The 24,210-nt window shown below is 60.7% G+C and carries 31 protein-coding genes; 25 read left to right on the top strand and 6 right to left on the bottom strand.

Features of this window, described 5'->3' with window-relative positions:
* Positions 1-115 precede the first annotated feature (115 nt).
* The 5 genes from AB4Y32_RS28715 to AB4Y32_RS28695 all read right to left on the bottom strand — a co-directional run bounded on the left by AB4Y32_RS28715 (position 116) and on the right by AB4Y32_RS28695 (position 3,575).
* A complete protein-coding gene (locus AB4Y32_RS28715; protein WP_368724570.1) occupies positions 116-787 on the bottom strand; it encodes a Lar family restriction alleviation protein in 672 nt (223 codons plus the stop codon).
* A gap of 91 nt (positions 788-878) precedes the next feature.
* The gene (locus tag AB4Y32_RS28710; protein ID WP_368724569.1) at positions 879-1,817 is read right to left on the bottom strand and encodes a phage Gp37/Gp68 family protein; all 939 of its coding nucleotides are present in this window, start codon (positions 1,815-1,817) and stop codon (positions 879-881) included.
* Between the two features lie 10 nt (positions 1,818-1,827).
* On the bottom strand, positions 1,828-2,277 hold the full coding sequence (locus AB4Y32_RS28705) for a hypothetical protein (protein ID WP_368724568.1): 450 nt from the start codon (positions 2,275-2,277) through the stop codon (positions 1,828-1,830).
* Positions 2,278-2,378: 101 nt separating this feature from the next.
* Positions 2,379-3,146, bottom strand: a complete 768-nt coding sequence (locus tag AB4Y32_RS28700; RefSeq protein WP_368724567.1) for a hypothetical protein — start codon at positions 3,144-3,146, stop codon at positions 2,379-2,381.
* Between the two features lie 51 nt (positions 3,147-3,197).
* Positions 3,198-3,575 carry a DUF1173 family protein gene (locus AB4Y32_RS28695; protein WP_368724566.1) on the bottom strand — a complete coding sequence of 126 codons (378 nt, stop codon included), beginning with the start codon at positions 3,573-3,575 and terminating at the stop codon, positions 3,198-3,200.
* Positions 3,576-4,391: 816 nt separating this feature from the next.
* On the opposite strand from AB4Y32_RS28695, the gene AB4Y32_RS28690 reads away from it, so the two are divergent.
* From AB4Y32_RS28690 to AB4Y32_RS28575, 24 genes are all read left to right on the top strand, one after another.
* The gene (locus AB4Y32_RS28690) at positions 4,392-4,760 is read left to right on the top strand and encodes a hypothetical protein (protein ID WP_368724565.1); all 369 of its coding nucleotides are present in this window, start codon (positions 4,392-4,394) and stop codon (positions 4,758-4,760) included.
* Entirely contained in the window at positions 4,757-5,782 is a 1,026-nt protein-coding gene (locus tag AB4Y32_RS28685) for an N-6 DNA methylase (RefSeq protein WP_368724564.1), read from the top strand. Before AB4Y32_RS28690 ends, AB4Y32_RS28685 begins: the two co-directional genes overlap by 4 nt.
* Before the next feature lie 93 nt (positions 5,783-5,875).
* Positions 5,876-6,226, top strand: a complete 351-nt coding sequence (locus tag AB4Y32_RS28680) for a hypothetical protein (protein WP_368724563.1) — start codon at positions 5,876-5,878, stop codon at positions 6,224-6,226.
* Between the two features lie 204 nt (positions 6,227-6,430).
* Entirely contained in the window at positions 6,431-6,736 is a 306-nt protein-coding gene (locus AB4Y32_RS28675; protein ID WP_368724562.1) for a hypothetical protein, read from the top strand.
* A gap of 116 nt (positions 6,737-6,852) precedes the next feature.
* Positions 6,853-8,535: a PRTRC system ParB family protein gene (locus AB4Y32_RS28670; RefSeq protein WP_368724561.1), complete on the top strand. Its 1,683-nt coding sequence runs from the start codon at positions 6,853-6,855 to the stop codon at positions 8,533-8,535.
* 84 nt (positions 8,536-8,619) lie between these two features.
* Positions 8,620-9,084 (top strand): PRTRC system protein E, encoded by a 465-nt coding sequence (locus tag AB4Y32_RS28665; protein WP_368724560.1) that lies wholly within the window; start codon positions 8,620-8,622, stop codon positions 9,082-9,084.
* 11 nt (positions 9,085-9,095) lie between these two features.
* Positions 9,096-9,314 (top strand): PRTRC system protein C, encoded by a 219-nt coding sequence (locus tag AB4Y32_RS28660; protein ID WP_342937796.1) that lies wholly within the window; start codon positions 9,096-9,098, stop codon positions 9,312-9,314.
* Positions 9,315-9,410: 96 nt separating this feature from the next.
* Entirely contained in the window at positions 9,411-10,553 is a 1,143-nt protein-coding gene (locus tag AB4Y32_RS28655) for a PRTRC system protein F (RefSeq protein ID WP_368724559.1), read from the top strand.
* Between the two features lie 10 nt (positions 10,554-10,563).
* Positions 10,564-11,289, top strand: coding sequence for a PRTRC system protein B (locus tag AB4Y32_RS28650; RefSeq protein ID WP_342937794.1), 726 nt, complete (start codon positions 10,564-10,566; stop codon positions 11,287-11,289).
* Entirely contained in the window at positions 11,286-11,927 is a 642-nt protein-coding gene (locus AB4Y32_RS28645) for a PRTRC system protein A (RefSeq protein ID WP_368724558.1), read from the top strand. Before AB4Y32_RS28650 ends, AB4Y32_RS28645 begins: the two co-directional genes overlap by 4 nt.
* Positions 11,924-12,742, top strand: a complete 819-nt coding sequence (locus AB4Y32_RS28640; protein ID WP_368724557.1) for a PRTRC system ThiF family protein — start codon at positions 11,924-11,926, stop codon at positions 12,740-12,742. Before AB4Y32_RS28645 ends, AB4Y32_RS28640 begins: the two co-directional genes overlap by 4 nt.
* 1 nt (position 12,743) lies before the next feature.
* A complete protein-coding gene (locus AB4Y32_RS28635; protein WP_368724556.1) occupies positions 12,744-13,346 on the top strand; it encodes a hypothetical protein in 603 nt (200 codons plus the stop codon).
* Positions 13,347-13,751: 405 nt separating this feature from the next.
* Complete coding sequence (locus AB4Y32_RS28630) at positions 13,752-14,036, top strand: hypothetical protein (protein ID WP_342937829.1); 285 nt, start codon at positions 13,752-13,754, stop codon at positions 14,034-14,036.
* Between the two features lie 112 nt (positions 14,037-14,148).
* On the top strand, positions 14,149-14,538 hold the full coding sequence (locus AB4Y32_RS28625; protein ID WP_368724555.1) for a hypothetical protein: 390 nt from the start codon (positions 14,149-14,151) through the stop codon (positions 14,536-14,538).
* Positions 14,539-14,611: 73 nt separating this feature from the next.
* A complete protein-coding gene (locus AB4Y32_RS28620) occupies positions 14,612-15,073 on the top strand; it encodes a hypothetical protein (RefSeq protein ID WP_368724554.1) in 462 nt (153 codons plus the stop codon).
* A gap of 90 nt (positions 15,074-15,163) precedes the next feature.
* The gene (locus AB4Y32_RS28615; RefSeq protein WP_342937826.1) at positions 15,164-15,556 is read left to right on the top strand and encodes a hypothetical protein; all 393 of its coding nucleotides are present in this window, start codon (positions 15,164-15,166) and stop codon (positions 15,554-15,556) included.
* Positions 15,557-15,564: 8 nt separating this feature from the next.
* Complete coding sequence (locus AB4Y32_RS28610; protein WP_368724553.1) at positions 15,565-16,041, top strand: hypothetical protein; 477 nt, start codon at positions 15,565-15,567, stop codon at positions 16,039-16,041.
* A gap of 216 nt (positions 16,042-16,257) precedes the next feature.
* The gene (locus AB4Y32_RS28605; protein ID WP_368724552.1) at positions 16,258-16,668 is read left to right on the top strand and encodes a hypothetical protein; all 411 of its coding nucleotides are present in this window, start codon (positions 16,258-16,260) and stop codon (positions 16,666-16,668) included.
* A 90-nt stretch (positions 16,669-16,758) separates the two neighbouring features.
* Positions 16,759-18,273 (top strand): hypothetical protein, encoded by a 1,515-nt coding sequence (locus AB4Y32_RS28600; RefSeq protein ID WP_368724551.1) that lies wholly within the window; start codon positions 16,759-16,761, stop codon positions 18,271-18,273.
* Positions 18,274-18,334: 61 nt separating this feature from the next.
* The gene (locus tag AB4Y32_RS28595; protein ID WP_368724550.1) at positions 18,335-18,742 is read left to right on the top strand and encodes a hypothetical protein; all 408 of its coding nucleotides are present in this window, start codon (positions 18,335-18,337) and stop codon (positions 18,740-18,742) included.
* Positions 18,743-18,988: 246 nt separating this feature from the next.
* Positions 18,989-19,228 (top strand): DUF3717 domain-containing protein, encoded by a 240-nt coding sequence (locus AB4Y32_RS28590; RefSeq protein ID WP_368724549.1) that lies wholly within the window; start codon positions 18,989-18,991, stop codon positions 19,226-19,228.
* A gap of 129 nt (positions 19,229-19,357) precedes the next feature.
* On the top strand, positions 19,358-20,377 hold the full coding sequence (locus AB4Y32_RS28585; RefSeq protein ID WP_368724548.1) for an ATP-binding protein: 1,020 nt from the start codon (positions 19,358-19,360) through the stop codon (positions 20,375-20,377).
* 109 nt (positions 20,378-20,486) lie between these two features.
* A complete protein-coding gene (locus tag AB4Y32_RS28580; RefSeq protein WP_368724547.1) occupies positions 20,487-21,437 on the top strand; it encodes a hypothetical protein in 951 nt (316 codons plus the stop codon).
* Between the two features lie 7 nt (positions 21,438-21,444).
* Positions 21,445-22,743 (top strand): vWA domain-containing protein, encoded by a 1,299-nt coding sequence (locus AB4Y32_RS28575; protein WP_368724546.1) that lies wholly within the window; start codon positions 21,445-21,447, stop codon positions 22,741-22,743.
* 385 nt (positions 22,744-23,128) lie between these two features.
* Here AB4Y32_RS28575 and AB4Y32_RS28570 read toward each other — a convergent pair whose 3' ends face one another.
* Positions 23,129-23,452 carry an H-NS family nucleoid-associated regulatory protein gene (locus AB4Y32_RS28570; RefSeq protein ID WP_368724545.1) on the bottom strand — a complete coding sequence of 108 codons (324 nt, stop codon included), beginning with the start codon at positions 23,450-23,452 and terminating at the stop codon, positions 23,129-23,131.
* 164 nt (positions 23,453-23,616) lie between these two features.
* Here AB4Y32_RS28570 and AB4Y32_RS28565 point away from each other — a divergent pair, with 164 nt between their 5' ends.
* A complete protein-coding gene (locus AB4Y32_RS28565) occupies positions 23,617-24,072 on the top strand; it encodes a hypothetical protein (RefSeq protein ID WP_368724544.1) in 456 nt (151 codons plus the stop codon).
* Positions 24,073-24,210 lie beyond the last annotated feature (138 nt).

Below are 24,210 nucleotides of genomic sequence, written 5' to 3'. Positions count from 1 at the left end.
GGAATGTGCCGGAACTTTTTTGAAGCCGGCTCTTAGCAGCCGGCTTTTTTTTCGTGCGTAACCGCAGACCGACGGAAAACGCACTGGCGTCGGCGGGAGAGACCCCTACACGCGATCACCACCTGTCGCGATCGGGCATTCCGTCTATCGCGACGGCGATCCGGTCCTCGAACATCAGGTCGGAGTGTTCCTGCGGTGTTGGGATCGTCGGAAACTGGATGTAGCGGTTGCCGTCAACGTCGAGCCACTTCACGAGTTGAACCAGCTTCCGGTAACGGGCGGCGTCGCGCAGTACCGGTTCGATTGGCCAACTGTCGATGGTCGAAACCGAAGCGTCGACCAAACGCTGTGCCAGCATCTTGAAGATGGGTCCACGAGTCTCCCAGTCCTCGTCATTGCGGGAGAGCATGTCTATGACCATCTGTGCGTCGCATGCGCCAAGCTCTTTTTCGATGAGGTCGCGCAGGTCGCCTTCGGTAATCTTAGGGCGGCTGATGCGCCTGTTCCAGATGGGAGCCGCTTCTTTCAGAGCATCGGCCTCGTTTTCGGCGTACGGAAACCACGGCGTCGACATGCCGCAGTCTGCGCAATATATGCAGGCGAGGCGTTCTGTTTGTGGAGCGTACGGGGGGCGCCTGAGGGTATCGCCGATCTTGGGCGGTCCGGCATGCCGTCCAAACTGGCCGTAGTCAAAGCCGGGTTCGCCGATCTCAGCAACCACACGTTGGGATAGGCCGACGGTCGCACGGCCGCCACAGTGGTCGCATGGGTAGAGCTGTTCGTACATTTTCCGGAAATCCCGCGTTCCAATATCTATCCTAGATTATCGTTGGACATTAGAGACGCGAGAAGCCTGATTTACATCCAGAAAAGGTTCTTTATTCAGAGGCGGATAATAGAAGAGGGGAAATCCGGGGAAAATCATCATGGATGCGGCCATCGAGCATCCGCCCAGCGGCTTTTTTACCGATGCGGTCCATCGTCTGACGGAACGGGTTGGGGCCTTGGGGATTCCAGTGGTCGTTGTAGTCGAAAAAGCCGCTCTTGATTTTCGATCGGTCGCGCTCGATCAAATCGCCACCAGCAGATAGATTACCCGGCGCCCATTCACCCCATTGCTTGAAGTGGTACGCAACACCGGCGGCGGCGCATTGGTCGCGCAGCGATCGCGCCCATGATGGATGCATCGGGCGCGCACTGCGGCCGCTCTCACCGCCAACGAAGATGCCGTCGATCATCGGTGGGGCCTGGAGTTCGTTCGGCTTGCCCCAAGGGCCAATCCAGTCGTACAGGCTGACGAGACCGAGCAAAGGTTCCATCGAGAGGAAGCGGGTGCCAACGGGCGCGTCTATCAGCTTCTCAATATCCCGGTCGGCTTCTGCCTGGTTGACGATCGTCGCGCCGAGCCATACGTTGTCAGGGGTGCCGTCGGGGAACATGGCGCGGAGCATCGTGGACGCGTTCCCGATGCGCTTGCTCAGAAGCATCCAGATCAGGTGCGGCGTGGCGAGGATGAGCTGGCCGAATCGCTCACGCGCACCCGCCGGCGCAGCATTGTCGAACGGATCGCAAACGCTGGGAAACACCTTCCGATACTGACCGGCGCGGGCGGCCGATTCATTCCAGCGCACGGGCTTTGCCCAATGCGCGTCGCTGTAGGTGCGTCGCTCTGCGCCGGGCCCCCAGTTCTCGCCGCGGCGCAGCCAGTGGTTCATCGACTCCGCGTAACAGTGGTCACAACCCGGGCCAACTTTCTGGCACCCTTCCCAGGGCGACCACGTCATGTCCGTCCATTCGATTGCGGTAAGCGCACCCATGACTTTCCTCCTACGCTTCGAGTTCGAGGTGGACGGCTGCCAGTGATCCGCGCAGCCGTGCCCGCGCTTCAATGCCGCCGAGCCATACCCTATAGGTGACTGCGTCGAGCGAACTGCTGTGCATCGGCACGATCGCGTGGTCGAGCCGCAGGCCCGTGACGTTCAGGCGATCGAGTGTCTTCGCGTCAGGTACCACCCAGAAATACCAGCGCTGGACGAAGTACCACCACGTTTTGGCGCGCTCGAGCTCGGCCCATGTCGCCGTGAAGTCGAGCACGGAGCCGACAGCGCTGAAAAAGACGCAGCGGATTCCGTCAGGTGTGAGAGCGGCGGCGACGACCTGCCGGCCGTTGGAAATGGAATGTGGATCGTGGGCTGCGCAGCCGAGCGCCGGGTAGCGACCGGCCCAGTCGAGCGCGCGTGAAATTGCGCGCTCCAGGAAAAACGCTTTGCCTTGCATGAATGCCTCGTTGGTTGGTTGCCCCTCGAAGAGCGGCTTATAGGCATCATGGCGTGCGAGACGAAAAGTCAAGGTTGCGCGCGCGACGGCGCGCGACCCGGTCAGGCTACCGTCTGTTGTGGACGCTTGAGATTCGCGATCGTTTCAAGGACGAGTCCGACTCCGCCGACGATCCCGATCTCATCGTTCGGGATGTTCAGCGCCTGCCGGATTGAGGCAAGGTCGCGGGCGGCATCGCGATAGAGGTGCTTGTACTCGTCCGCTTCCTCCGCATGGTTCAGCAACTCCTCGACAGCCTCACACGCCGAGTTGGGGATGTCGCGGGGCGACTGCGCAGGGAACACGCCGTGCTTCAGGAACACATCGCGGATCACGGTGCGGTTAATGTCGAGGTACCTGAACCCGCGACCGGCCGGCAGCGCCTGCAGTAACTCGTGCGCTGACCTACACCATTCGGAGTTTTTGTCGTCCGACGGGACCAGCGCGCGCAATGCTTCCAGCGTGAGCCGCTCAAACTGCGTGCCAGCGGACGCGCGCGGCGAATCCGGGTGCGCAGATCTGAGACGCTGACCATCGCGCCAGGCCATGCGAAGCGCGGCCTGTGTCGAGGCCGTCTCGTTCGGGTAGTGACGCCTGACCCATTCGTGGCTCAATATGCGTTCCTCGTCGGTCCATGTGTCGCCTTCGGGACGAAGCGCAACAGCGTCCATCGCGCGGTCCACTTTCGCGATGAGACAGGAAAGCTGCTCCCGCAGCGCGTCAAGCCACAGCCGGATGGAGTCTGGTCTCCCATTCAGGATAAATGGCGAGGCGGCGTAACGGGTGAAGTTCAAGGCATCCTGCAAGATCTCGGCGAGTTGTGGCGACATGGCGTCTCCTGTTCAGAATGTTGCCGGGTATTAATCGAGGCGGGCGCGCCGTCAGGTCGGCGATGCGATGCGCGAGGGTGGGAGCACGACGTTTTCCAGCGGTTCCCGTTCGATATTCCATTCGGCGGCGGGAATGCGGCGCGCGGCGCGCAGTGCCTGCTTTTCCCTCTTGCGTGCCTCATACGAAGCGACGCAGTTCATGCCGTAAACCTCAATGTGAGTCTCCGGATTGGTATCGCGCAGGATGAAATCGGGAAGCATGTCGTCTGCCGGCGACATTCGCACGGGCTTGACGAAACTGCGGCGCTCGGCAACCAGCCGGTTCGCCATAGCGACTTCGTGTATCGAGTCGCAGGGCACGAATGCCTGTGAGCAAAGCATCGCTGCGAGGTCGACGACCCTGAGATGGCCCTTTGACGTTGCAGCCACGTCGCGACACTGGGGACACTGCAACAGCCAGCTAAGCGCGCGTACATGCGCGCATGTAATTGTCGATCGCGCGGCGCTTCGGGTGTCATGCGAAAGCTGGACCTTTGCGGCAAGCTTTTGATCTGCGCGGTAGAGCGGCGAAAGCTATATGGATTTCTGAAGCTTTCCGGGTTAGGGACCTGAGCCGGATCGGGTCACTCTCTCGGGCCACTCTCTCGTGCCGCTCTCGCGTGCAAGGCCGGTCACCGCCCTTCTGGCGGACGTTCCTGGCGAGCAATCCACAGGGTTATCCAGAAAATCTGTGGATAAGGTTGCCCGGATATCGGATCGCGCCCTCCGCAAAAGCCGTACGAATTACGCGCCCATTTTCCGTTGAGTGGAAGTGCGGGGGCGCTAAGATGGTCTTATCAATCGCGTCCATGACGCATCGACCGAACGCCTGCACCTGCAGGCGTTTCCTATTTACCCCGACGGGTCCCACACCCGACGGGCGTGCTCCCGTCATTTCGACTGGAAGCACACCATGAACCGACAACGCATTCTTCGATTCGGCCTGATGGTCTGGCAGAGCTACGGCCTCCCTCACGACCAACTGCTGCGGATCGTCAGAGCGAAGAAGCGCCATCCCGCGCATTTTCGAGCGGCAGCGCTCCGTCATCTCGTAGCGGAAGCACCCCTGTCAGTGACTTGCGGCCGCCCGTTCGCTGAGCGACGCCGGCGTGTACGCCGGTACTACGGCATCTGATCAAACACTCATCTACCCGCCGGGGCGCGCCCCCGCTGGGGATGCGCTCCGGATCACCTACGGAATCCGGCATGTTTAATCATTTCATTCAAACTTTCATTGATGCGCAAACGGCCGCATGGCGGCATTACAGCGCTGTCGCGGCAACCGAAAAGCGCCTGTTTGGCGAGACTCATGCCGCTGCGGTACGCGTACCTTCAACCGAACAGGTTATCAGCGAACTGCGTCGTACCTATGAGACGCTGGCCACCCGGATCATCTGGAAGGCGCGTGATGAGTTCGCAGCTGGGTCGGTGCGACCCGTGGTCGATCGAGCCGCGATATTCAAGATGGCTGGCTTTGATGTAGAGCGTTCCCTCGCGTTGGGAGAGGTTCCTGATTTCGACCAGCTGTACGCAGTTCTTCAGGCACATCTCGGCCCGGTGGAGGATCTGCTGTGAGCCGAAAACCTGCGCAACGCAAGCATGATCTGACCGCGGACTCGGCACAGAAGGAGCTCGTCAAGCTCATCCAGTCGTTTTCCTACGGCCACCATCTGCACACGGTGTTTTCCGATTTTGTGGAGATGAGCGCGCTCGCGATCAGCAATAGCGCCGATCGCGCGCAGTTCGAGGCGCGCGAAAAGCGCTATCTCGAAATCGTCGGCAAGTACAAGCGGGAGGAAGTGGAGCGGTTCCCGCAGATGCTCGGTCTCCTCGTTGAATCGTTCGAGCAACGCGTGGCGGTGATCCGCAAGCAAACCGCAGATGGTCTGCCAGTTAGCGGCGGCCTGACCGACGTCCTTGGCGAGACGTACATGATGTTAGGCCTTGGCAACGATCGGGCAGGGCAATTCTTCACGCCCTACAGCGTGTCCCGCATGATGTCGATGATGTTGATGGGAGATGTAGGTGCGGAGGTTGAGCGCCGTGGTTTTCTCCGGGTGCATGAACCGGCCTGTGGCGCTGGTGGCATGGTGATCGCCGCGGCGGATTCAATCCTCGCTGCAGGTCACAATTTTCAGCACTCGATGCACGCAACCTGCATCGATATCGATCCGTGTTGCGTCCACATGACGTACGTCCAGTTGTCGCTGCTGCACGTTCCCGCAACGGTCGTGCACGGCAATGCGCTGTCGATGGAGGTGTGGGGCACCTGGTACACGCCCGCGCACATTCTCGGAGGCTGGACGTTCAAGCTACGGCGCCGACTCGAGGCGGATCTGCTTCGTGAAGCTGTCGCGCCGGAACAGCAGCCGGACGTTGATGTGGCTGAGTCGCCAGACGTTGTGCAGGAAGTCGCTGTCGCAACAGAGATCGAAACTGCGGACGTGGAGGTTTTGGAACGCGAAACGCCGCGGACTACGCCTGCACAGGTAAGTCGCAGTGCGACGTCGCTGGCTGAGCTTTTCGAGCAGTCGCTGGCAAGCGGTACACGGGAACGCACCGTGTTCGATACGATCGACCAGCTAACGCTTTTCTAAACCGGAGCCCTCCCGATAACGGGGGCACCTCTATTGATCCCAACGGGAGTCTGCTCCCGTTGGGGGCCGACTCCCATTTCAGGAGAATCTGCCGTGCAACCTCAACCTTCCGAAAGCAACACCTCTCTAAACTCGCCGACCGATGGTGGCAATCAAGCCAGCGCGCGAGCGGAGCACGAGTTCAAAAATTTCCATCGACTGCTCTGCGAACGCTTCGGCTATGTTCATGACGACAGAGACTGGAAGCGCGATCAGGCGTCACTCATCGAATGGATCGCTACTCACGCAACCGGCAGCCCACCTGTCGTCGATTCAATCGCGTTCGTATTGTATGTGCTGGAAGCGCCGGCCGACCGGCGCGAAGTCTCGGTAGCGATGCCGCTTGCGAGGACGATCGCACGTTTCGTCCTCGAACAGTGTCAGCGCGATAGCGTCGCGCCGTAACGCGAAGGCCCACCGGACGGTGGGCCTTTTTTTCTTAGCGGCATGGATTTGTGCAGCTTTTCGGGGAATTCCGCTATCGCGGAGGCGTATCTTTGATAAATCATCCGCGTCCCTGACGCATCGAACCGCCGGCTCGCACGGCATCCATTTTGACCCCTTCGGGAACCACTCCCGCAGGGCTGGTTCCCTCCCCGGAGAACCTGTATGTCAAACGCCTACCTTGATGTGCGCGTCGCGTTCGCGATAGCGAAGATAGCCTCGATCGTCGATCCCGACGATGACAGCTTTGCGGTACCGATGGCTGATGCTGAGGCGTTGGGTCAACGCAACGCTGCGACTGCAAACGCTGGTGAGTTGAAGGTGCCCATCTACTTTGCCGATGAGCCGAACCTGGCTGAGTCGTGGAAGAGAGGCATTGCGATCCACGAGGCAGAGGAGGAAATGTCGGGCATGTGCTCCTTCTGCTTCAAGGGCCACGAAATCTGGCAGTGCCCGCATCTCGAGCACTGACGAGCCGCTTTTACGCGTCCCTGACGCATTGATCCGCCGGATATCCGGCACCCATCTTAGACCCCATCGGGAACCACTCCCGTTCGGGGGCAGGTTCCCACTTCGGAGAACCTGCAATGCAACAACAACTTACTGCTCCCCTCAAGCGCATCAGGCTCGGCCGGAATCCGCGTACGTACTTCGATCCGAAGGCAATGGCGGAACTGACCGAATCGATTCGGGCGCATGGCGTTGACACGCCCATCATCGTCCGCCCCGTAACGGAGGACGAGTTTGACTACGAGGTGATCGCCGGTGGTCGCCGCTATCGCGGTGCCATGGACGCTCACGGTGAACACTTCCCGATGCCCATCGTTGTAAAGGACGTCGATGAGGTCGAAGCGCGCCGTATTGCGCTCACCGAAAACATCCAGCGCGATAACCTGTCGCCTTCGGAAGAAGCCGTCGACGCTGCTGAGTTGCTCGGTCTGCACGGCGGCGATCGTGACGTGACGGCCAAGATACTTGGGTGGTCGCGCTCGACACTGGACAGCCGCCTCGCGCTGCTGAACTGCTCGAAGGCGGTACTGGATGCGCTCAGCGAGCGAAAGATCAATATCGCTCACGCCGAACTGCTGGCGGCGCTCTCGAAAGAGAATCAGGACAAGGTCCTGCCCGTCGTCGTTGCGGAGAAGCGGTCCGTCGCCGACGTGAAGAAGCTGGTTGAATCGGCGTCGTGCGCACTGGCCTCGGCCATTTTCGACAAGGCGGATTGCGCGGGTTGCCCGCATAACTCGTCGACGCAGGCGCAGATGTTTGGCGAAGCGATTGGCACCGGCAACTGCACGAACCGTAGCTGCTTCAATGCAAAAACGGAGAAGCAGCTTGAGGCGACAGCCGCTGGGCTGCGCGATGAGTTCCAGACCGTGCGGATCGTACGGGCTGGCGACAACAACACGCGAGTGCAACTGGCTGTCGACGGGTCGAATGGCGTCGGCCTCGAACAGGCGCAAGCCTGTCACGGTTGCGCCAATTACGGCGCGGCAGTGAGCGGCCTGCCGGATTCGATCGGCAAGGTCTATCGCGGCCAATGCTTCGACACCGTCTGCAACATGCAGAAGGTGGCGGCCCGCATCAAGGCTGAAAAGGCTGCGAAGCAGCCCCAACAGGCCGATGGTGCGAAGTCAGCGCCCGCGGCGAAGAGCGCGACCGGGACCGGCAGCAAGTCGGCCAGTGCCCCCGCGTCCACGAACCCGTCGGTCACGGTAATCGCCGAGTCCGAGCGGGTAAGGGCGTATCGCGTGAAGCTGTGGCGCAAGGCGCTGCGTGTGGACATCGGCATGAATCACGAACTGGCTCGCCAGTATCTGATTGCAGTCGTGCTGAGTGGTCATGCCCGTCAGATCGATGACGGCGCATTTCGCAAGTTCTTCGAGAAGATTGCAGACCGCGAAGCGCCGTTGGCCGACCTGCCCAAAGCTGTCGACGCCGTGCAAGCGGTGGGTGAAAGCAAACAGGCGGACCTGATGATCGCGATGCTGTTTGCCGCGATCGAAGGTCTGGAGCTGACCAACCTGACGCAGTTGTGCAAGGCGCACAAGCTGGATCTGAAAAAGCACTGGAAGCTCGACAAGGAGTTTCTGGAGCTGATCACGAAGTCGGAAATGCTTGTGCTCGCCGAGGAAATTGGCATTCGGGCCGCACTTGGCGACAACTTCAAGAAGGTGTTCGCGAAATCGAAGGCGGAAGTCATCGAGGCGTTGCTCAAGGTCGAAGGTTTCGACTACACGGGCAAGCTGCCGAAGGTGCTGAAGTTCTGAAATCGCGGGGCGCGTTCTGCGTCCCGTTCCTCTCTATATGTATACGCCGCCACCGCGCGGCGTTCCTTTTTTCTGGAGTTATTCATGTTTCAGCAACTGGAAGCGCTCGTACGCGCGGCGGGCAAGGTCGTCATGACCTTGCAGGCCTCGGGTGACCAACTCTCTGTGTTCGTGGTGCCGCAAGGCGCATCGAACCCGACGTTACGTCAGCCGCTCATGCTTACGGCAACGGCAGCAGAGCTCGACGAGGGCTTTGCCAACGCGCTGCTGACCTACACAGGTTCGCACAAGTCGCTCGAGGAGCAGGTCGCCGTCACGACGGCAATTCTTGACGAGGCGAAAAAGGCACAGGTCGGCAAGGCACAACAGACGCTGCGGGGCGGTTCGAAAAAAGCGCTTTCAGCGCCGGCATCGAACAGCACTGCGGGCGACGATGAAGACGCTGACGATGATGATGCGCAAGCGTCGGATTCGACACCGACTGAATCTGCGCCTGCCGCTGCATCGACCGAGCCGAAGGGCACGGATCTTCTGTCGCTTCTCGGATAAGGAGATTTCCCATGTCTATCGCCATCGCCGCAGTGACTCGCGAATTCGCCTACAACGGTATGAACCTGCCCGATCCGGGCGTCACGTTCACCCCCGATCAGGTTCGCGATCTCTATACCGCGCAGTATCCGGAACTTACGACGGCCGCCGTAGACGGGCCTGAAATCAAGGGGACGGTCATGCGCTACACGTTCGTCCGCGCTGCTGGGGCCAAAGGTTCCCATGCGTAAGGACGCCTTGCTCAAAGCCCTGTCCGGTAAGGACGGCGCATTCAACCAGGAACCGCCCGAAAGGGCGGTTTTTTTATATGACGAGGAAGCCCGCTCATGCTCTTCGATCCTTCAACAACTGATTCGCGGTTCGCTCTCGGCGCCGGTGGGTCGTGGCAACCGCCACGCGCTCCCTTTGCCCGACGTGGACCTGCCGCTGATTTTCTGACGCTTCCGAGCGTCGGCGACGATGTTCCGCAAGTCGCACGCGTGAAGTGGCGCGAGGACGTGTCACTGACGGGGATCGTCAGGAAGCACTTCCTGCACGGCCCGCTGCGCGCAGCGGACGTGAACGATCCGATCGATGCCGGTGACGCGTTCCAGCAGGCCTTCTTTGCCTGGGCGAAGCGCCACACAGGGCCGCTGGCGCGCATCACGATACAGCCCCGTCTCTTCGATAGTTATGCGGTCCGGGACGTTCTCCGGTACACCGGCACGGCGAGCAACGACGAAGACCCTTCGCCTATGTTCTTCGCGCTGGAGTCACCGGAGGAGTGGGTCTGTTCCTTCGGGCCGATGGTTAGCAAGCTACGCGCGGCGCACCCGTTGCTCCTGCGTACGGTCATGTCCGTCATTAATCGTGCCGCCTGGCGCACCGTCTGGATGCGCACGCCGGACTGGTTCATGTACGAGTTTGCGTGCTGGTACTGGGAAGGCGACGAAAGCATCACTGACGCGGATGCGGAAGAGATGCTCAAGGAGCGCTTTGGCGAAGACGCAGAGGCCCGAAAGGCGTATCTGCCTTCGACGGTACGACCGATGCTGTGTCCCGACGACGCGGAGCCTTCCGTGTTCTCAGGAGGTCGTTGGCGGCTACGTCCTGCGCTCGATGACGAAGAGCTGCTCGCCCTGCGTTCCAGAAGTCGGGGAACGGTCCGGCGGGTCTGCACTGAACTGCTAAGGCTGAACCGGCTGATGCACGGCACGCGCCGTAAAAGGCTGTTTGACGCCTCGCACGAGACCAATCCCGTCTACGCGGGTTGCGGGATTGTCATCGATGGCAACGAGTTCATCAGTGACATCCTGGACTGTCATTTCGATAGTGAATCCCAGAGCGGTGAAGCCACGACATACCACGGCTTTATCGCGTTGGGCAACAACGCGCGCGCGATCCGACGGCAGTACGCCGACTGGACGCTCGGGTTTTCCATCCTGAAACGTCTCGACAGCCTGCTGGCGCTCGTGACGCATATTGTTTAAGGAGTTTTCCATGTCTGGTATCTCGACTGGCCGCGCCAGTGCGGATGTATCGCTTCAGTCCGCGTTATTGTTGTATGGCGCAAAGGACGAAGAAACGGTGTTCGCAACGGCGCACCCGATTGCCCTCGTGAAAGGTCGTCCCACAATCGGTGCAGGACGGCCGCTGCAACGTGACGCACTCATCTCGGCGCTCACGAAGCTGGCTGAGCATGCGGCACCGAAAGCGGAATTTCTGCCGCCCACAGTGTTGGGAATCTCCCCCTCTGCTGTGACGTGGTGGTGCCCGCCGGGCATGCGTCGCGTGTTCTTCAAATGCCAGACCCTTGGCGAGCGCTCGGCGATCGTGCCGCATCCCGGTCTCGTGTTCCAGGCGGCGAATGCCGGGTTCCGCGTCTTTGCAGTCGCTGGAAACGATCGGCCGGCTGCGGACACGAAGCTGTATGAACCGCCGTATTTCAACACCTGGGACAACGGAGGCATCTGCATTGGGACGGCACGCGTTCCGAAGCGCGTGGATGTCGCGTCGATCCCTCGCTGGGAAGCGGGGTTCTTCGAGTCGGCATTCACCCATCCGAACGCCGGCGGCAAACGCGTGGCGTACAAGGACGGTGAATATGCCTTCTGGCGCGACATGCTGGACGGCAAATTCGGTGACTCGTTTCCGCTGGAGTGCCTTGTGCCGATGAAGTTTGCGGTCCAGGCGCTGGTGAACGGTCGTGTCGGAGGTGTGGCATGAACGCCCTCGACACCGCTCTTCAGAAGTCGTTCCCGTCGGTCATGGTGCCGCGCAGTGAGGCGGTGGAACCCATGACCGCCTACGGCGAGCGGCTGCTGATCGCCGCCAACGGTATCTGGCTCGAAGTGCTGAGGCCATGGATTCGCGTGGTTCGGCGCGTCGCGCGGTATGACGCACCCACCGCAATTCCGTACGGCGATGTTGCCGAATCGACGGAGCTGCTCTGTGGCGCAATACCGGCTGAGCATGTGTCCGCCTTTTACCAGATTGCTCGGGCCGCGCTGCCCAACGAGGCGGGCGCCTGGATCGTCTGGAATCGGCATACGCGCCAGTTCCGCACGGTGCCGCTGCCGTCGCTGTCGCACGGTCCGGGCCATCTGAGGTACGAGCGGCCTGTGCTGGACGAAGGCGAGAGCGTTGTGGTGGACTGCCATTCGCATGGCTCGGGCGCGGCCTTCTTCTCGCGGACGGACAACGACGATGACCGGCACGACGTGAAGCTCGCGCTCGTGCTCGGTCATTGCGAACGTGCGCCGTCTGTGGCGTTCCGGCTATGCGTGAAGGGGATTTTCGACGAGAAGCAGGGCGGGATTCCTGAAACGTGGCGGGTGGCGCTGGATTCGGAGGTGACGGCATGAGTACCGCCATCAAACACCGGATTCCGCAGCACATGCTTACGCGAGCCTGGAAGGTTGTTGTTGTCGGCGCGGGCGGCACGGGCAGTGCGTTGCTGCCCAGCCTCGCGCGTCTGCACCACGCAATGATCGAGCTTGGGCACCCGGGTGGAATCGAGTGCACGGTGTATGACGACGACACGGTCAGCGAGACGAACGTCGGTCGACAAGGGTTCTATCCCAACGACGTCGGCCAGTATAAGGCGTTGCTGCTCGTGAACCGGCTGAACAACCTGATGGGAACGCGCTGGGTTGCTGAAGCTCGGCGAGTCGATTCGAGTGTCCGGCTGCACGCGGACCTCGTGATCGGCTGTGTCGACACACGGCGCGCGCGGCACGCAATCGTGCAGGCCGCGAACCGCGGGTCGTGCGCCTACTACCTCGACTGTGGCAACGAGACGGATCGCGGCCAGGTCATTCTCGGCGAGTTCGGCAAGGCACGGCACGACAGGCTGCCCCATGTGGGCGATCTGTTTCCCGACCTGCTGAACGCGAAGAACGACAAGGGCGACGATACGCCTTCATGCTCGATGGCTGACGCGCTGCGAAAGCAGTCGCTGGTCATCAATCAGGCGATCTCGGTGCAGGCGTTCAATCTGTTGTGGACGCTGTTTCGAACCGGTTCGCTCGACTGGTCGGCTGTGTTCGTGAACCTCGCAACGGGGAGAACGAATCCGGTCGCGACTGACCCTGCTGCGTGGGCGCGCTTCGGATACGAGGCACCCAAACCAAAGGAAAAGAAGGCTCGAAAGAGCCGGAAATCCGCCGCAGCAAACTGACATGCCGCTTCCTTTGGGAAGCGGCATTTTTATTGGAGGTCTGAAACGCTATACCAAGAAGCAGTGCTGCTTGTCGCTGCATCCCTACGCAACAATCATCCAACCTCTTTTCAGAGCACAAACAATGCTGAAAAATTTCTTCACTAACACCGCGCCCGCGCGGACTGCAAGCACCGTCCATTCGCACGCGGGCGCTTTCGTCATTACCCTCATTGCGCTCTTTCTGGCGGCGTTTCACCGCTATGAAGGCTTTGCCGAACCGTATCAGGTCTGGTTCCGTCTCGACGAAATACAGTACCTCGGACGCTGGGCGCCGGGCGGCATCGAACATCTGTTCGGGGCGTTCGCGCTCTGCGCTCTGTTCACGTTGTTCTGGGGCATCTTCGTTAAGCCGACGACGCGCAACCGCGCGCTGCTCGCGGGGACGTTCGTCGTTATCTACTTCGTCGCTTCGACGTTGCTGCACGACGGGCGCCAATACCTTGCCAGCCATGACCCGAGCCAGTTGATTCAGATGCTGGCCGACGTTCTCGGGCTGGGTTTCGCCTTCTTCTGGCTTTGCTGGCCAGAAGAGGGCAACGACGGCGGGCTGAAGTCCGCCTGATGCACGAGTGACGCCGCACCTTGCCCCGTCACTCGCGCGAGGCGGAGCAACGGCGTCGTCATGTTGCCGTTTGTGACCGTACAATCTTAAGCCAGCGCCGTTCCTCAGGAACGGCGCTTTTTTTTCGTTGTCTCGGGCGCACCGGACAGGGGGATGACCTTCGTCGTGACACACAAAATGCGAAAGCGAGGTGGTTTTGCCGATGTTTCCAGGCTTCGTCGCGTTCGAACTACCCTAGACTCACCCCATCACCCGCGCTTCTGCGCATCGAACGAACACTCCAGATTCTGGAGTGCTCATACCTTTGACCGGCAAATGCCGGTCCTCCACGAGGGCAACCCCGTCTGTCAACCCTGTTGGGAGCTATCCCAACGGGACCGCTCCCGTTTTTTTAGGAGCCGCACCATGCTGCAGCAAGTCACTCAGTCCGCAGAGCTCGTCAAGTCCCTGGCAATCGCCAACGACCCTGAACGTATCTCGGAAAAGTGGGGCTTTCGTGAGAACCAACGCGTTTTCGCGCAAGCAGTTGCAACCTTGCCCATCCGGCAGTTCCACGGCTCCATTCTGTATCTGTGGAGCGACGGAACGGCCACCGTGAAGTTTGATTTTCAAATCCCCTTTGATGCCGAGCGCGAGCTCGTCAGAAGCGGTCGCGTCGATCTGCATTACCTCACCCGCATTTCGTCGTAACCAGCAACTGTTCAATGCGTCAGGCGCTTTCGCCTGACGCAACTATTTTTTTTCTCTCGTTGGGAGCCAATCCCAACGGGGAACCGGCTCCCGCATTTCAAGGAGCTGTTCCATGTCGAATCGCAACAGCACGGCTGCTAACGTTTCGCTCAAGTTTGTCCTGCTCGTTGCTGCTGTTCTCGCCTTAACCGGCTGCATATTGGTCATTTCTGGTTGTGCGTTCGAAGCGCAAAGCCAGCTTGACCTGCTGCGTGCATCTGGACCGGCTGCTGTCGATGCCTATCTGGCGCACGTCGATTCGCATCAACTGCCGTTCGCCGCGTTCATGCTCGAGTCCATAACGGGACACTGCTACGCATATGGCGCTTTCCTGCAGGGCGTTGGTTTCTGGTTCGTCTTCGTTATCGCGCCGCTGTCGGCCGCGCTGCTCATCGCAGTTAACTGGTTGGGTGCGCGTGAGCGAAACGTGAATCTGCGTCTTCGCTTTGCTGCTGCCCACTGAATACCAAATCTCTTTCCCGTCAGGGCAACCTCCCCGACGGGATGGTTGCCCTTCATCTTGTTGAGGCAATCAAATGTTCAAGAGCATCGTCAGTCTCGTTCTCGCATCCATGCTGTCGGCTTGCGCCGGTGTCGATTTCGGTTCGCCGAACACGTACCAGCGTTATGACGTTCAGCGTTCGGGCACGCTCGAAGAAGGTACGGTTGTCCGCACTCGCGCAATCACGATCGAAGCCACCCAGGAAAACTCCGGGCTGACGTCGCTCATCAGCGCAGGTGTCGGTGCTTTCCTCGGTTCGCGCACGATCGGCAATGGCACCGGCCGCTACATCGCTGGTGCCTTGACGGGTGCTGCATCCGGTTTTGTCACGCAGAAGGTCTCGCAGGTCCTGTCGCATCACTCGGGCCTCGAAATCATTGTGCGCACCAACACCGGTCGCAACGTCGTTGTGGCACAACCCGACGACCAGCCGTTCGCGCCGGGCGATCACGTGCTTCTCATCACCACCAACTCGGGTCTGCGCGTCACGCACTGATCCGCTATTCCACAGCCGGCGTTGCCGGCCCATTCCTTCATCGCGAGGCGTCCCGAAAGGGACCCTCGCTTTTTCTTTATTGAGGCAGCAATGTTGAAAGTTCCGAAGGTGTTCTATGCCGACCGCCGCAGTGCGGGTGCGGCTGGTGACGCCGCTATCACCCACCACGCGACCCAGATGCTGCGTCGTGTCGCACGCGATCTTCGTCTTCGCTCCGGCGAGCACGAAATCGTCGCCGAACCGGCTCGCCGCAATCGCGGTTGCCGCGTCACCCTCCGTACCCCCGCCGTCATGCTGGAAGTTGCGGACACCCCGACACGCCAGAAGGTTGCTGTGTCATTCCGCACGCGTCGCGGCCGCACGGACATGTCCGGGGGCGGCGACAACGCCGTGTCGCTCGAACAGTTGTCCTCACGCGAGGGATACGACACGCTGCTCGGCGGCCTGCTGCTCGCGGGCGGTCTCGATTGCGAACGCCGGTAGAAGGTTCAATGGAAATCGTCGAGATCTTCGTCGGATATCCGTCCGGGATGACAATCAGCGATCGCGCGACCTATATGCGAGAAACCGATCAGGTATATCCCTCGCAGCGCCTGCAGACGCTGCTTCGGGAATTCAGCGTCAGCGAAGCGCCGCCGGCTGTGTCGGCCGTTATCGATGGCGCGACCGTGCAGCTGGATAGCAGAGTTGACGGGGGCTTCTCTGTCGGTGATGCAATCGGCGTCGTTGGGAAGGAGGACGGCTTTATCGGGCTTGTACTCCAGCTCTTCCTGAATCCTACAAAGGATCAACGCCAGCAGCTCGGTCGCTTCTGTCATACGCTTGCCGCCGCCGCGCTCCTGGGCGCTGTGGGTGTGTGGCACTCGACCCAGGTTTGGACCCTCGCCGACGTCAAGCTGGAGGCAAGTCTGGTCGCAAGTTTTGTGCTAACGTTCGTTCAGGGCATGATTTCCATCAAGGGAGAATAAGCATGGACATCAGTTTTCTTGTACTCGGTGTCGCGGTTGCCATGTGTGGAATTGGCTCGCTGATGGAGCACAATGCACGCAAGGTCAAGCGGGAGCGTCGTTTCCCGCGCATCCCGCGATAGACATCAAATTTCGATCCGGGCTGGAGTTCTTCAGCCCGTCATTCATCAAAGGCTGCACCCACCCGGGTGTGGCCTTTTTTGCTTTCTGAATCCTATGCCCGAACTACTCGAACCACCCGCCGTGCACGCCAGCACGCCGTTTGATCCTGCCGAAAAAACTGTCCGGCAGGTCGTCGACCACATAGAGCATGCCCTTCGTCAGTCTGAAATCGAACCGGAATGGGTTGATGCTGCCAATCTCGTTGGCGACCCGAACGAAGACTACTTCGGGCTGGTCGATACACGTGACTGGCCTGATGGCGGCACCCCGCGTCGGCGTCTCGCGCTGTCTGTCACGCGCGGATACTCGGAAGGCTGGATGATCCAGATCGACTTCATCCAGTTCATCGAAACCGGCGAGGCTGGCCACTGGAAGAGCCAGCCCGTTCTGCGCATCAAGACCTTGTCGCGCACGCGAGCGTGGGCCGTCGCTGCCGTCGTGTCGCGGATGCTCGACATCGACTGATCACCCCCGTCTTTCATCTACTTCACACCCATTCGGGGCCAACGTCCCCAGATGGGGTGTTGGCCTCGCTTCTTTTGGAGCCAACTCCCTATGTACAAACTGACGATTCCCGGTGAAACCTTCCTTGTCGCCACGCTCGCCGGTGTGCTGTCCCTGTTCCGTGATGAGTGCGTGCAGGCAACCGAAACGGCGCTTATCGGGCTGCAGTGCGACAGCGCTGCCGCAACCGTTACGCGCTACAACGGCACGCTGGCGATCCGCCGCGCTGGCACGGCGGCCGAAGTAATCGCATCCCTCTTTGACGAGGTCCGCGCGCACTGGCTCGGCCAATATGGCGCCGAGCCGAAGCCGTGGCAGATCCGCCCGGCGCATTGGGACGAACTGTTCAGCCTGTTCGATCTTTCTCGCGCGCCGGAGCGTTTCCTGTCCAGCAGCCAGATTGATGCGGAACGTGCAGCAGCGCGCAACGCTCGCCAGTTCTTCGACCTGTCGCCGTTGTTCCATCACGCAGCCGTTGAGCGCTTCGGCTTCGGGGCAGGCGGGCCGCCCGCGCCGGGTGGTGGCGTGAACGCCAGGCATGAGGTGCACGTGGCGTACGCACTGTTGCGCAACGAGCCTGTGCCTGATGTGGTGCTCGAGGATTATCGAAAGATGGAGCGTGCCTTTCGCTACGACCTGGAGTGGGCAGAATCGTTGCTCAACGTGGTTGAGCTACGCGGGCGCATGCCGGCCGAGAAACATCGGTGGGTGGTGTCGGTGATGCGAGCCGCGAAGCTGCCGATTACGGCTCAGAACGTGGACGCGATCGTAGCGGCCGTCGACGGCTTGCCGGCTGCCTGTGATTTCGTCTCGGTCGACGACGCGCTTTTCGCGGCAGGTATCCTGTCCGCGGAGTCATTGCCGCCGATGTTCAACGAGCCGCTGACGTTGGGAACACCCGTTAATGCTTTCGCCGGGCGTCTGCGCCAGATTCTGGCCGACTCGAAGCGGGACAAATCTCTGGACAGGGCCGACATGGAGCGCACCCAGGGGCGCACGACTGCGCGACGGCATAAGCTGGAGCGTGAGATGGCGTTGCTCTCGCACGGTCGTGAGACCTTCGAATGGGCAAACCGCATGGCCGTCGCCATCGAACAGCATCACCTCCCGTTGTTGCTGGAGGTGCTGGACAGCCCCGACGATCGAAACCGCAGCAGCAAGCGCGCCGTCGAAGAGCATTACGGCGTCAAACTGCGTGGCGGTAACTCGAAAACCCGGCGTCGCGCAATCTTCGCCCTGTGCGGTATGGATGAAGCGGCCCAGGCAGCGTGGGAATCGGCTGATGCGGAACGCAAGGCGGCGCAACGAAAGGCGGAAGATGCGCAACGTGCGAAGGAGGCGGCGCAACGCACGAAGTATCAGCGCGCCGACGGCGTCATCATCGACGGCGCACAGCATGTCGAAGCTGCGATCGAGGAGGGCTTCCGTGAGATCCGCGATTGGCGCAAGGGGGCGAGCAGGCAGTATGCGCTCGTGAATCCCGAGCGTGGCGAGGCGAGGACACTGCGTGCGAAGGATGGCACGCTGGATTATGCGCGCGCGATGCTCGAGCGCGTTGCAGCCTGAGGAGACTGTCGTGCGATTCGATCGATATCCTCGTTATGAGGGCTACCGCTGGACGTCGCGCATGGAGACGCTGCACCTGCGTCGCCAGGAGCGTGCCGCCGACAGGATTGCGCAGGCGTATCCGCTGTTTGCCGACCAGATTGAAGCGCCACGTGCGCTTTCGGTCGACGAAGAAAGGGAGCGTCGTGAGCGCATGTTCGACCGCAGCGAGCAACGCATGCGTGACCTGTTTGCCCGCCAGTGGCGTGACGCGCGTCGCGAGTACTTCGCGTGTCCCGCCGAAGTGCGCGAGCTGATCATGGGAGAGTGGAAAGCGTGGCGCGGTCCGGCCAACCCTGTCTGCTTCTCCTATGTGATGGAAAAGCACAATGGCGTAGGCGCGGAAAAATCACGCGTGTTCCGCGAGCGGGAAGTGGCGATGATTGCCCGGATTGACGGTGCACGCCTCGCGCAGACCTCGCTGCTCTGAAGCAATTTTCCTGAAACACAGCCGGCGCTCAGCGCCGGCTTTTTTTTCGCCGTCGGTATCAGACTCGCGGTCAAAGCGGGGTTGTTTTGCGCATGATTCGGGCAACTAGCGGCGCTTTCCCGGCATAGACTTGCATCATCACCTGCGTCACTGACGCATCGACCCGCCGGATTCCGGCAACAAGGCTGCCCTGGGGGACGTCCTCCCTTTACGGGCGACACCGGGGTACTACATTCTGAGGCCCCCATGACTCAACAGAACGCTTCCGAACGAGATCGCGTTTCGATCGCGCAGGTTGAAGCCGCGATCAATGTATGGCGCAACCGCAATCCGTCCATGTTTGACTCGGATGTGCTGGTGCTGTGTGCCGAAGCACGTTGTCTCGCCGACCTGTACGGCGAGCTGATTTTCACGCGCGAGGCCTCGGTGTCGCGCGGATCGCTCACGCAGGCGCAACTGGCTGCATTGGCCGGCGCGCTCGCGTAATACCCAACCGATTTTCAAGCGTCAACCGACGCATTCGACCGGCCGCGAAAGCGGCACACTCAACTCGCCCCTTCGGGACCACGTCCCCTGGGGCGTCGTTTCGTGGGGCTTTTCCTTTTCAGGTACCCCATGAAAGTCAATCCCCAGCAACTCTTTGCACTGCTCTCTGCCTACATTCCGAAGCGTCTCCCGGTGCTCATCACCGGGCCAGCGGGTGTCGGCAAGAGCGATATCGTCGATCAGGTTGCCAAGGCAACCGGTCACGATCTGCTCATCAGCCACCCCGTCGTCGAAGATCCGACAGACTCCAAGGGTCTGCCGTTTCCCAAGGGCGACATTGCCCGCTTTCTCCCGTTCGGCGATCTTGAACGCGCGTTGCGGGCGACTACGCCATTGCTCTGGTTCCTCGACGATCTCGGGCAGGCCTCGCCAGCGGTGCAGGCAGCGAAGATGCAGCTGCTGCTCGCTCGTCGTATCGGCGAGCACGTATTGCCCGACTGCGTCACGTTCGTCGCCGCTACCAACCGGCGCGGCGACAACGCTGGTGTGTCGGGCATTCTCGACCCCGTCATCTCGCGTTTTGCGACGGTGGTGGAGCTGGAGCCGACTATCGATGACTGGACCGCATGGGCAGTGCGCAACAACGTGCCTGCGGAACTGATCGCGTTTCTGCGTTTCCGGCCGGATCTGCTGTACGTGCAGAAAAAGTCGCGCGACATCGAAAACTCGGCAAGTCCCCGCACCTGGGGATTCGTCGCGAAGACGATGGGCGTCGTGCCGAAAGAGCTTGAATTGATCTCGTATGCGGGATCGGTCGGCGAAGCGGCGGCGGGCGAACTGATGAGCTTTCTCGCAATCTACCGCGAGCTGCCATCACCCGACGCCATCCTGCTCGCGCCGGATAGTGCGCCGATTCCCGAAACGCCCGCCGCGCTCTATGCGGTTAGCACGGCACTGGCCGCACACTCAACCGAAGGCAACTTCGACCGGGTGCTGACCTACAACGACCGGCTGATTGATGCTGGCCGCCGCGAATTCGCGGCGCTGCTCGCACGTGACGCAGTGCGGCGCAAGCCTGAACTGCAGAACACCCACGCGTTCATCCGCGCACAGGGTGGTCCGCTCGGTCAGATCATCCGCGGTCAATAAGGACCGCGCTTCCTGCTTTACCTGTCTTTCCTGTTGCCACGGCCCGCCATGCGGCCCGTGGCTTTTTTCTGTCTGCTGAATCCAATCCCTATCTTTTCTGGAGTCGTCCATGAACATCACCGAACTGAAATCCAAGGTCATGCTGTCGTCGGTCACCGTCTCTGCCTGGCAGGGTCGCCGCTTCGACATGAAGGCAACTGAAGCCGTCGAGGCGAAGCATCAGACCAAGGGCATCGGCCGCTTTAACAAGCGTCTGTTACCTGAACACGCGCCGAGCTATCACGAGGTCATGTCGATCGGCAATCGCATCCGCTCGTATTACTACGCCCACACGTTGCAGTATGACCAGCTGGGCGTGCGCCTGTTGCCGACGATGATCTACATGGACGTCGCCGAGCAGCTGCGCAAGATGAAAGACGAGTTCGAGCTGGCCGTATCGGTCTTCCTGACGGACTATCTGGACCTGAAGGAAAAAGCACGCGAAGAGCAGAAGGACCTGTACAACGAGGCGGACTATCCGACGCTTGCCGCGATGTCGGGCAAGTTCGGCGTCAAGCTTGCGGTGCTGCCGTTTCCGGACGCCAGCCAGTTTGGCGTGGATCTGCCGCCCGATGTGTTGACCGATCTGCGTACGGAAATCGATCAGCACGTGCTCGCCTCGATTTCGACGGCGAACAATGATCTCGTTGGTCGTCTTTTCGAAGCAGTCTCGAAGCTTGCCGATCGCCTTTACGGCGCGACGAACGTTCGCCTGGACGTCACGAACAACGTGCGCGAACTGTGTGATCTGCTGCCGAAGTTGAACTTCTCGAATGATCCGAAGCTCAATCACATCCTCGAGCAGGCGAAGCGTCATCTCGCCGTGCATACGGGTGCGGATCTGAAGGAGTCGAACGTGCTGCGTTCGCAGGTCGCGGCCAAGGCCTCGGAAATCGAGGGGCTGATGGCGGCATTCATGGGCACGGCGCCGGAACCGATGGTGGATCGCGAATCGGCGTTTGCGCCGGTCGAACCGATCGTCCAGCCGGAACAGACGCCGCTGCTGCGCCTCGTTGCCTGAGGTGGCCATGGACCCGCGAATCTCGAAACAGCGTACGGCGCTTGTACTGGACCAGCCGTTTTTCGGCGCGCTGGCGCTTCGACTGAAGGCGGTCGAAGATCCGTCGTGCAAGACGTTCTGGACTGACGGGGAGTCGCTGGGCTACAACCCGGCGTATCTCGGCGGACTGAACGATCTTGAGACACGTGGTGTCCTGGCGCACGAAGTTCTGCACGTGGCCAATGGCCACTGCTGGCGTCAGGGCGATCGCGATCCGAAGCTCTGGAACGACGCATGTGACTATGCGATCAATCCGATCGTGCTCGAGGCAGGCATGCTGCTACCAAAGGGTGTGCTGGTCGATGCGCGCTTCAAGGGAAAGTCGGCCGAAGAGATCTATGGCATTCTCGCGCAGGAGAAGCGGCAGAGGGAAAAGCAGCAAAAGCAGCAAAACGAGCAAGGGAAGGGCAAGAAGGACGGTGGCAAACCGGATGCACAGTCTGGCCAGCAGTCGGCTCCACAGCCGAAGCAGCCTGACAGTGCATGCGGGGGTAACAGCCCGCCGCAGTCCTCAAACGCGAACGGCGCGAACACACCGTCCGCCAATCCCGACCCCGGCTCGACTCCCGATGCCGCCCCCTCCTGTGGCGAGGTTCGCCAGTACACCGGCGACGACAAGGCCCTGAAGGAATCGGAATGGAAGGTGGCCGTGTTGCAGGCCGCGAAAGCGGCAAAGATGCGGGGCTCGCTGCCCGGTGCGCTGCAAGCGATGGTGACGGATGCTGTTGAACCCGTTGTCGACTGGCGTCCGATCCTGCATCGTTTTGCGCAGGAATCGTCGCCGACTGACTACACCTTCGCGATGCCGAATCGCCGGTATCTGCACATGGGCCTGTATCTGCCGTCGCTGAACGAACCGGCAGTGGGCGATGCTGTCTTTGTCCGCGACTCAAGCGGATCGGTGTGGGATGAAACGCAGGCGCAGTTCGCGGCGGAAATCATCGCAGTGAACGCCGGTGTGCAGCCGCGCCGGCTGATCGTGATGGATTGCAACACGCGAGTAACACAGGTCCAGACATTCGAGCGCGGTGACGCGGTTGATCTTGAACTGCTACCTGTGCGCGGCGGTGGGGGGACCTCATTCGTCGAGCCGTTCGAGCGGCTTGCGAAAGAAGGAATCCGCCCCGCATTCTTGGTTTATCTCACCGACATGGACGGCCCGTTTCCCGACGATCCTCCGGACTACCCGGTCCTGTGGGCGTCGACGACACCTCTCAAGCGGGCGAAGAAGGCGCCGTTCGGTGAGATGGTCGAAGTGATCTGTTAGCGCACGATGTTGCTCATTCCCTTAACCCAACCCCGGCCGAGTGCTGGGGTTTTTTTATTCCGGTTTGGCTCTGAAAGCGGATTCCACGCATTCCACAGGCTCATTTTTCGGAACTTTGGTGTCTTTCAGTCGAGAAAAATCAAGCAATTCAATTAGTTAACCGTGCGCTGCCCGGTGGTTGCGAACTTGGGAAGGCACAAAGGGACCTGAGCCGGCTCAGGTTGCTCTTGCTTAATCTGAAACAAAAGCGAAAAACATATAACCGGGTATTTTCAAAATATGAATCAATGCGCGGATGCATTGTTTTGTATTCGGCAGCTGGTCCCGATCCCGAGGTGCGTGCATTGATGCGAGGTTTTTATCGCACTTGGCGCGAAAAAGTAGGCTACGGAAGCGGCTTAAACAGATCCATTTGCCGAGGATCGGACTTGCGACCCTCGCTGTTCGCTTCGGTCGGCGCAGGCCCACGAGCGATGCGAAAAAAGCTGGGGTCGACGCCCGCGTTATGCGCCGCGCGAAGCCAATGCGGCGTATCGCCCAGCCCATTCCATTCGTTACCGTGCGCATCCCGGTAGAGCGCCGGGTGATCGAGGTCGTGCTGGATTGAGTCAGCGAGCGCTTGCAGTGTGATGCCGAATTCTTCCATCCGACGACGTATCCAGATGATCAGCCGGTCGCGGGCTTCGCCGTCAACTATTTTTCCCTTCATAAACGAGTGCTGCTTCGTTGGTTGTCGTGTTGCGCAGTATAACGGCGTGCCGCAGCGGTGCGCCCCGCGTAGCGCCTCAAAGAGGTGTGCCTTCTGCCTTTCGGGGAGGCGAGCCGCTTGCTACGCTGGTTTTGTGGCCATCGACGAGAAGCAGAGGTGCGCGAATGTTTCTGTGTTATCTGATTGATCCGCGCCATCGTACCGTCGTAAAGGTAAATGACGGCTTTGATCGCGCGTCAGAACTGCTTGCGAGCGAAGCTCTGGAACTTCAATCGCTCTGGCAAGCCATGTCAGATCCTGATTCGTCGGTCGACGTCGTGTATTCACCGGGCGACGATGAGGAACCCTGGTTTCGAGTACGTCTGACACATTCAGGCAAGCCACTGGAGCTCGTCATCGCAGGCAAGGGCGTGCTCATCGCATGCGGCGCCGTACCCGGCGACATTGCGAGCCAGATCGCGACCGCCCACGCGCTTGAGGCTCACATCGAATATCCTGGCGACCGGCACACGGCTGCCGCCGACTGGCTCAAGTCCGAACTCGGCTCAGATCGACGCATCCCCGTAAAACGCGCTGGCACGAGAGGCCGCCGCGTGCGTCGTCACGGGGCATCGTCCTGACAGTACGCTCTTCTATGGGGCAATGGAAGTCAAGCCCTTTCGCGATCCGTTTTTCCGTTAGTTATCTCCCATTCGAGAGTGCGGCCAGGTTATCCACGGCCGGCCGGCGGGTCGCCTGCTACGACCACGACGCTGGCC

Origin of the sequence: Paraburkholderia phymatum, from assembly GCF_040965635.1 — a bacterium.
In the GTDB taxonomy this organism is placed as follows: Bacteria; Pseudomonadota; Gammaproteobacteria; order Burkholderiales; family Burkholderiaceae; genus Paraburkholderia; species Paraburkholderia phymatum_B.
This window is presented reverse-complemented; position numbering and strand designations above follow the sequence as displayed.

Bases quoted from the DNA above. Each gene is read 5' to 3' on its own strand.
- AB4Y32_RS28715 (WP_368724570.1), bottom strand. From the start codon at position 787: ATGTACGAACAGCTCTACCCATGCGACCACTGTGGCGGCCGTGCGACC.
- AB4Y32_RS28710 (WP_368724569.1), bottom strand. From the start codon at position 1,817: ATGGGTGCGCTTACCGCAATCGAATGGACGGACATGACGTGGTCGCCC.
- AB4Y32_RS28705 (WP_368724568.1), bottom strand. From the start codon at position 2,277: ATGCAAGGCAAAGCGTTTTTCCTGGAGCGCGCAATTTCACGCGCGCTC.
- AB4Y32_RS28700 (WP_368724567.1), bottom strand. From the start codon at position 3,146: ATGTCGCCACAACTCGCCGAGATCTTGCAGGATGCCTTGAACTTCACC.
- AB4Y32_RS28690 (WP_368724565.1), top strand. From the start codon at position 4,392: ATGTTTAATCATTTCATTCAAACTTTCATTGATGCGCAAACGGCCGCA.
- AB4Y32_RS28675 (WP_368724562.1), top strand. From the start codon at position 6,431: ATGTCAAACGCCTACCTTGATGTGCGCGTCGCGTTCGCGATAGCGAAG.
- AB4Y32_RS28670 (WP_368724561.1), top strand. From the start codon at position 6,853: ATGCAACAACAACTTACTGCTCCCCTCAAGCGCATCAGGCTCGGCCGG.
- AB4Y32_RS28665 (WP_368724560.1), top strand. From the start codon at position 8,620: ATGTTTCAGCAACTGGAAGCGCTCGTACGCGCGGCGGGCAAGGTCGTC.
- AB4Y32_RS28660 (WP_342937796.1), top strand. From the start codon at position 9,096: ATGTCTATCGCCATCGCCGCAGTGACTCGCGAATTCGCCTACAACGGT.
- AB4Y32_RS28655 (WP_368724559.1), top strand. From the start codon at position 9,411: ATGCTCTTCGATCCTTCAACAACTGATTCGCGGTTCGCTCTCGGCGCC.
- AB4Y32_RS28650 (WP_342937794.1), top strand. From the start codon at position 10,564: ATGTCTGGTATCTCGACTGGCCGCGCCAGTGCGGATGTATCGCTTCAG.
- AB4Y32_RS28645 (WP_368724558.1), top strand. From the start codon at position 11,286: ATGAACGCCCTCGACACCGCTCTTCAGAAGTCGTTCCCGTCGGTCATG.
- AB4Y32_RS28640 (WP_368724557.1), top strand. From the start codon at position 11,924: ATGAGTACCGCCATCAAACACCGGATTCCGCAGCACATGCTTACGCGA.
- AB4Y32_RS28635 (WP_368724556.1), top strand. From the start codon at position 12,744: ATGCCGCTTCCTTTGGGAAGCGGCATTTTTATTGGAGGTCTGAAACGC.
- AB4Y32_RS28630 (WP_342937829.1), top strand. From the start codon at position 13,752: ATGCTGCAGCAAGTCACTCAGTCCGCAGAGCTCGTCAAGTCCCTGGCA.
- AB4Y32_RS28625 (WP_368724555.1), top strand. From the start codon at position 14,149: ATGTCGAATCGCAACAGCACGGCTGCTAACGTTTCGCTCAAGTTTGTC.
- AB4Y32_RS28620 (WP_368724554.1), top strand. From the start codon at position 14,612: ATGTTCAAGAGCATCGTCAGTCTCGTTCTCGCATCCATGCTGTCGGCT.
- AB4Y32_RS28615 (WP_342937826.1), top strand. From the start codon at position 15,164: ATGTTGAAAGTTCCGAAGGTGTTCTATGCCGACCGCCGCAGTGCGGGT.
- AB4Y32_RS28610 (WP_368724553.1), top strand. From the start codon at position 15,565: ATGGAAATCGTCGAGATCTTCGTCGGATATCCGTCCGGGATGACAATC.
- AB4Y32_RS28605 (WP_368724552.1), top strand. From the start codon at position 16,258: ATGCCCGAACTACTCGAACCACCCGCCGTGCACGCCAGCACGCCGTTT.
- AB4Y32_RS28600 (WP_368724551.1), top strand. From the start codon at position 16,759: ATGTACAAACTGACGATTCCCGGTGAAACCTTCCTTGTCGCCACGCTC.
- AB4Y32_RS28595 (WP_368724550.1), top strand. From the start codon at position 18,335: ATGGAGACGCTGCACCTGCGTCGCCAGGAGCGTGCCGCCGACAGGATT.
- AB4Y32_RS28590 (WP_368724549.1), top strand. From the start codon at position 18,989: ATGACTCAACAGAACGCTTCCGAACGAGATCGCGTTTCGATCGCGCAG.
- AB4Y32_RS28585 (WP_368724548.1), top strand. From the start codon at position 19,358: ATGAAAGTCAATCCCCAGCAACTCTTTGCACTGCTCTCTGCCTACATT.
- AB4Y32_RS28580 (WP_368724547.1), top strand. From the start codon at position 20,487: ATGAACATCACCGAACTGAAATCCAAGGTCATGCTGTCGTCGGTCACC.
- AB4Y32_RS28575 (WP_368724546.1), top strand. From the start codon at position 21,445: ATGGACCCGCGAATCTCGAAACAGCGTACGGCGCTTGTACTGGACCAG.
- AB4Y32_RS28570 (WP_368724545.1), bottom strand. From the start codon at position 23,452: ATGAAGGGAAAAATAGTTGACGGCGAAGCCCGCGACCGGCTGATCATC.
- AB4Y32_RS28565 (WP_368724544.1), top strand. From the start codon at position 23,617: ATGTTTCTGTGTTATCTGATTGATCCGCGCCATCGTACCGTCGTAAAG.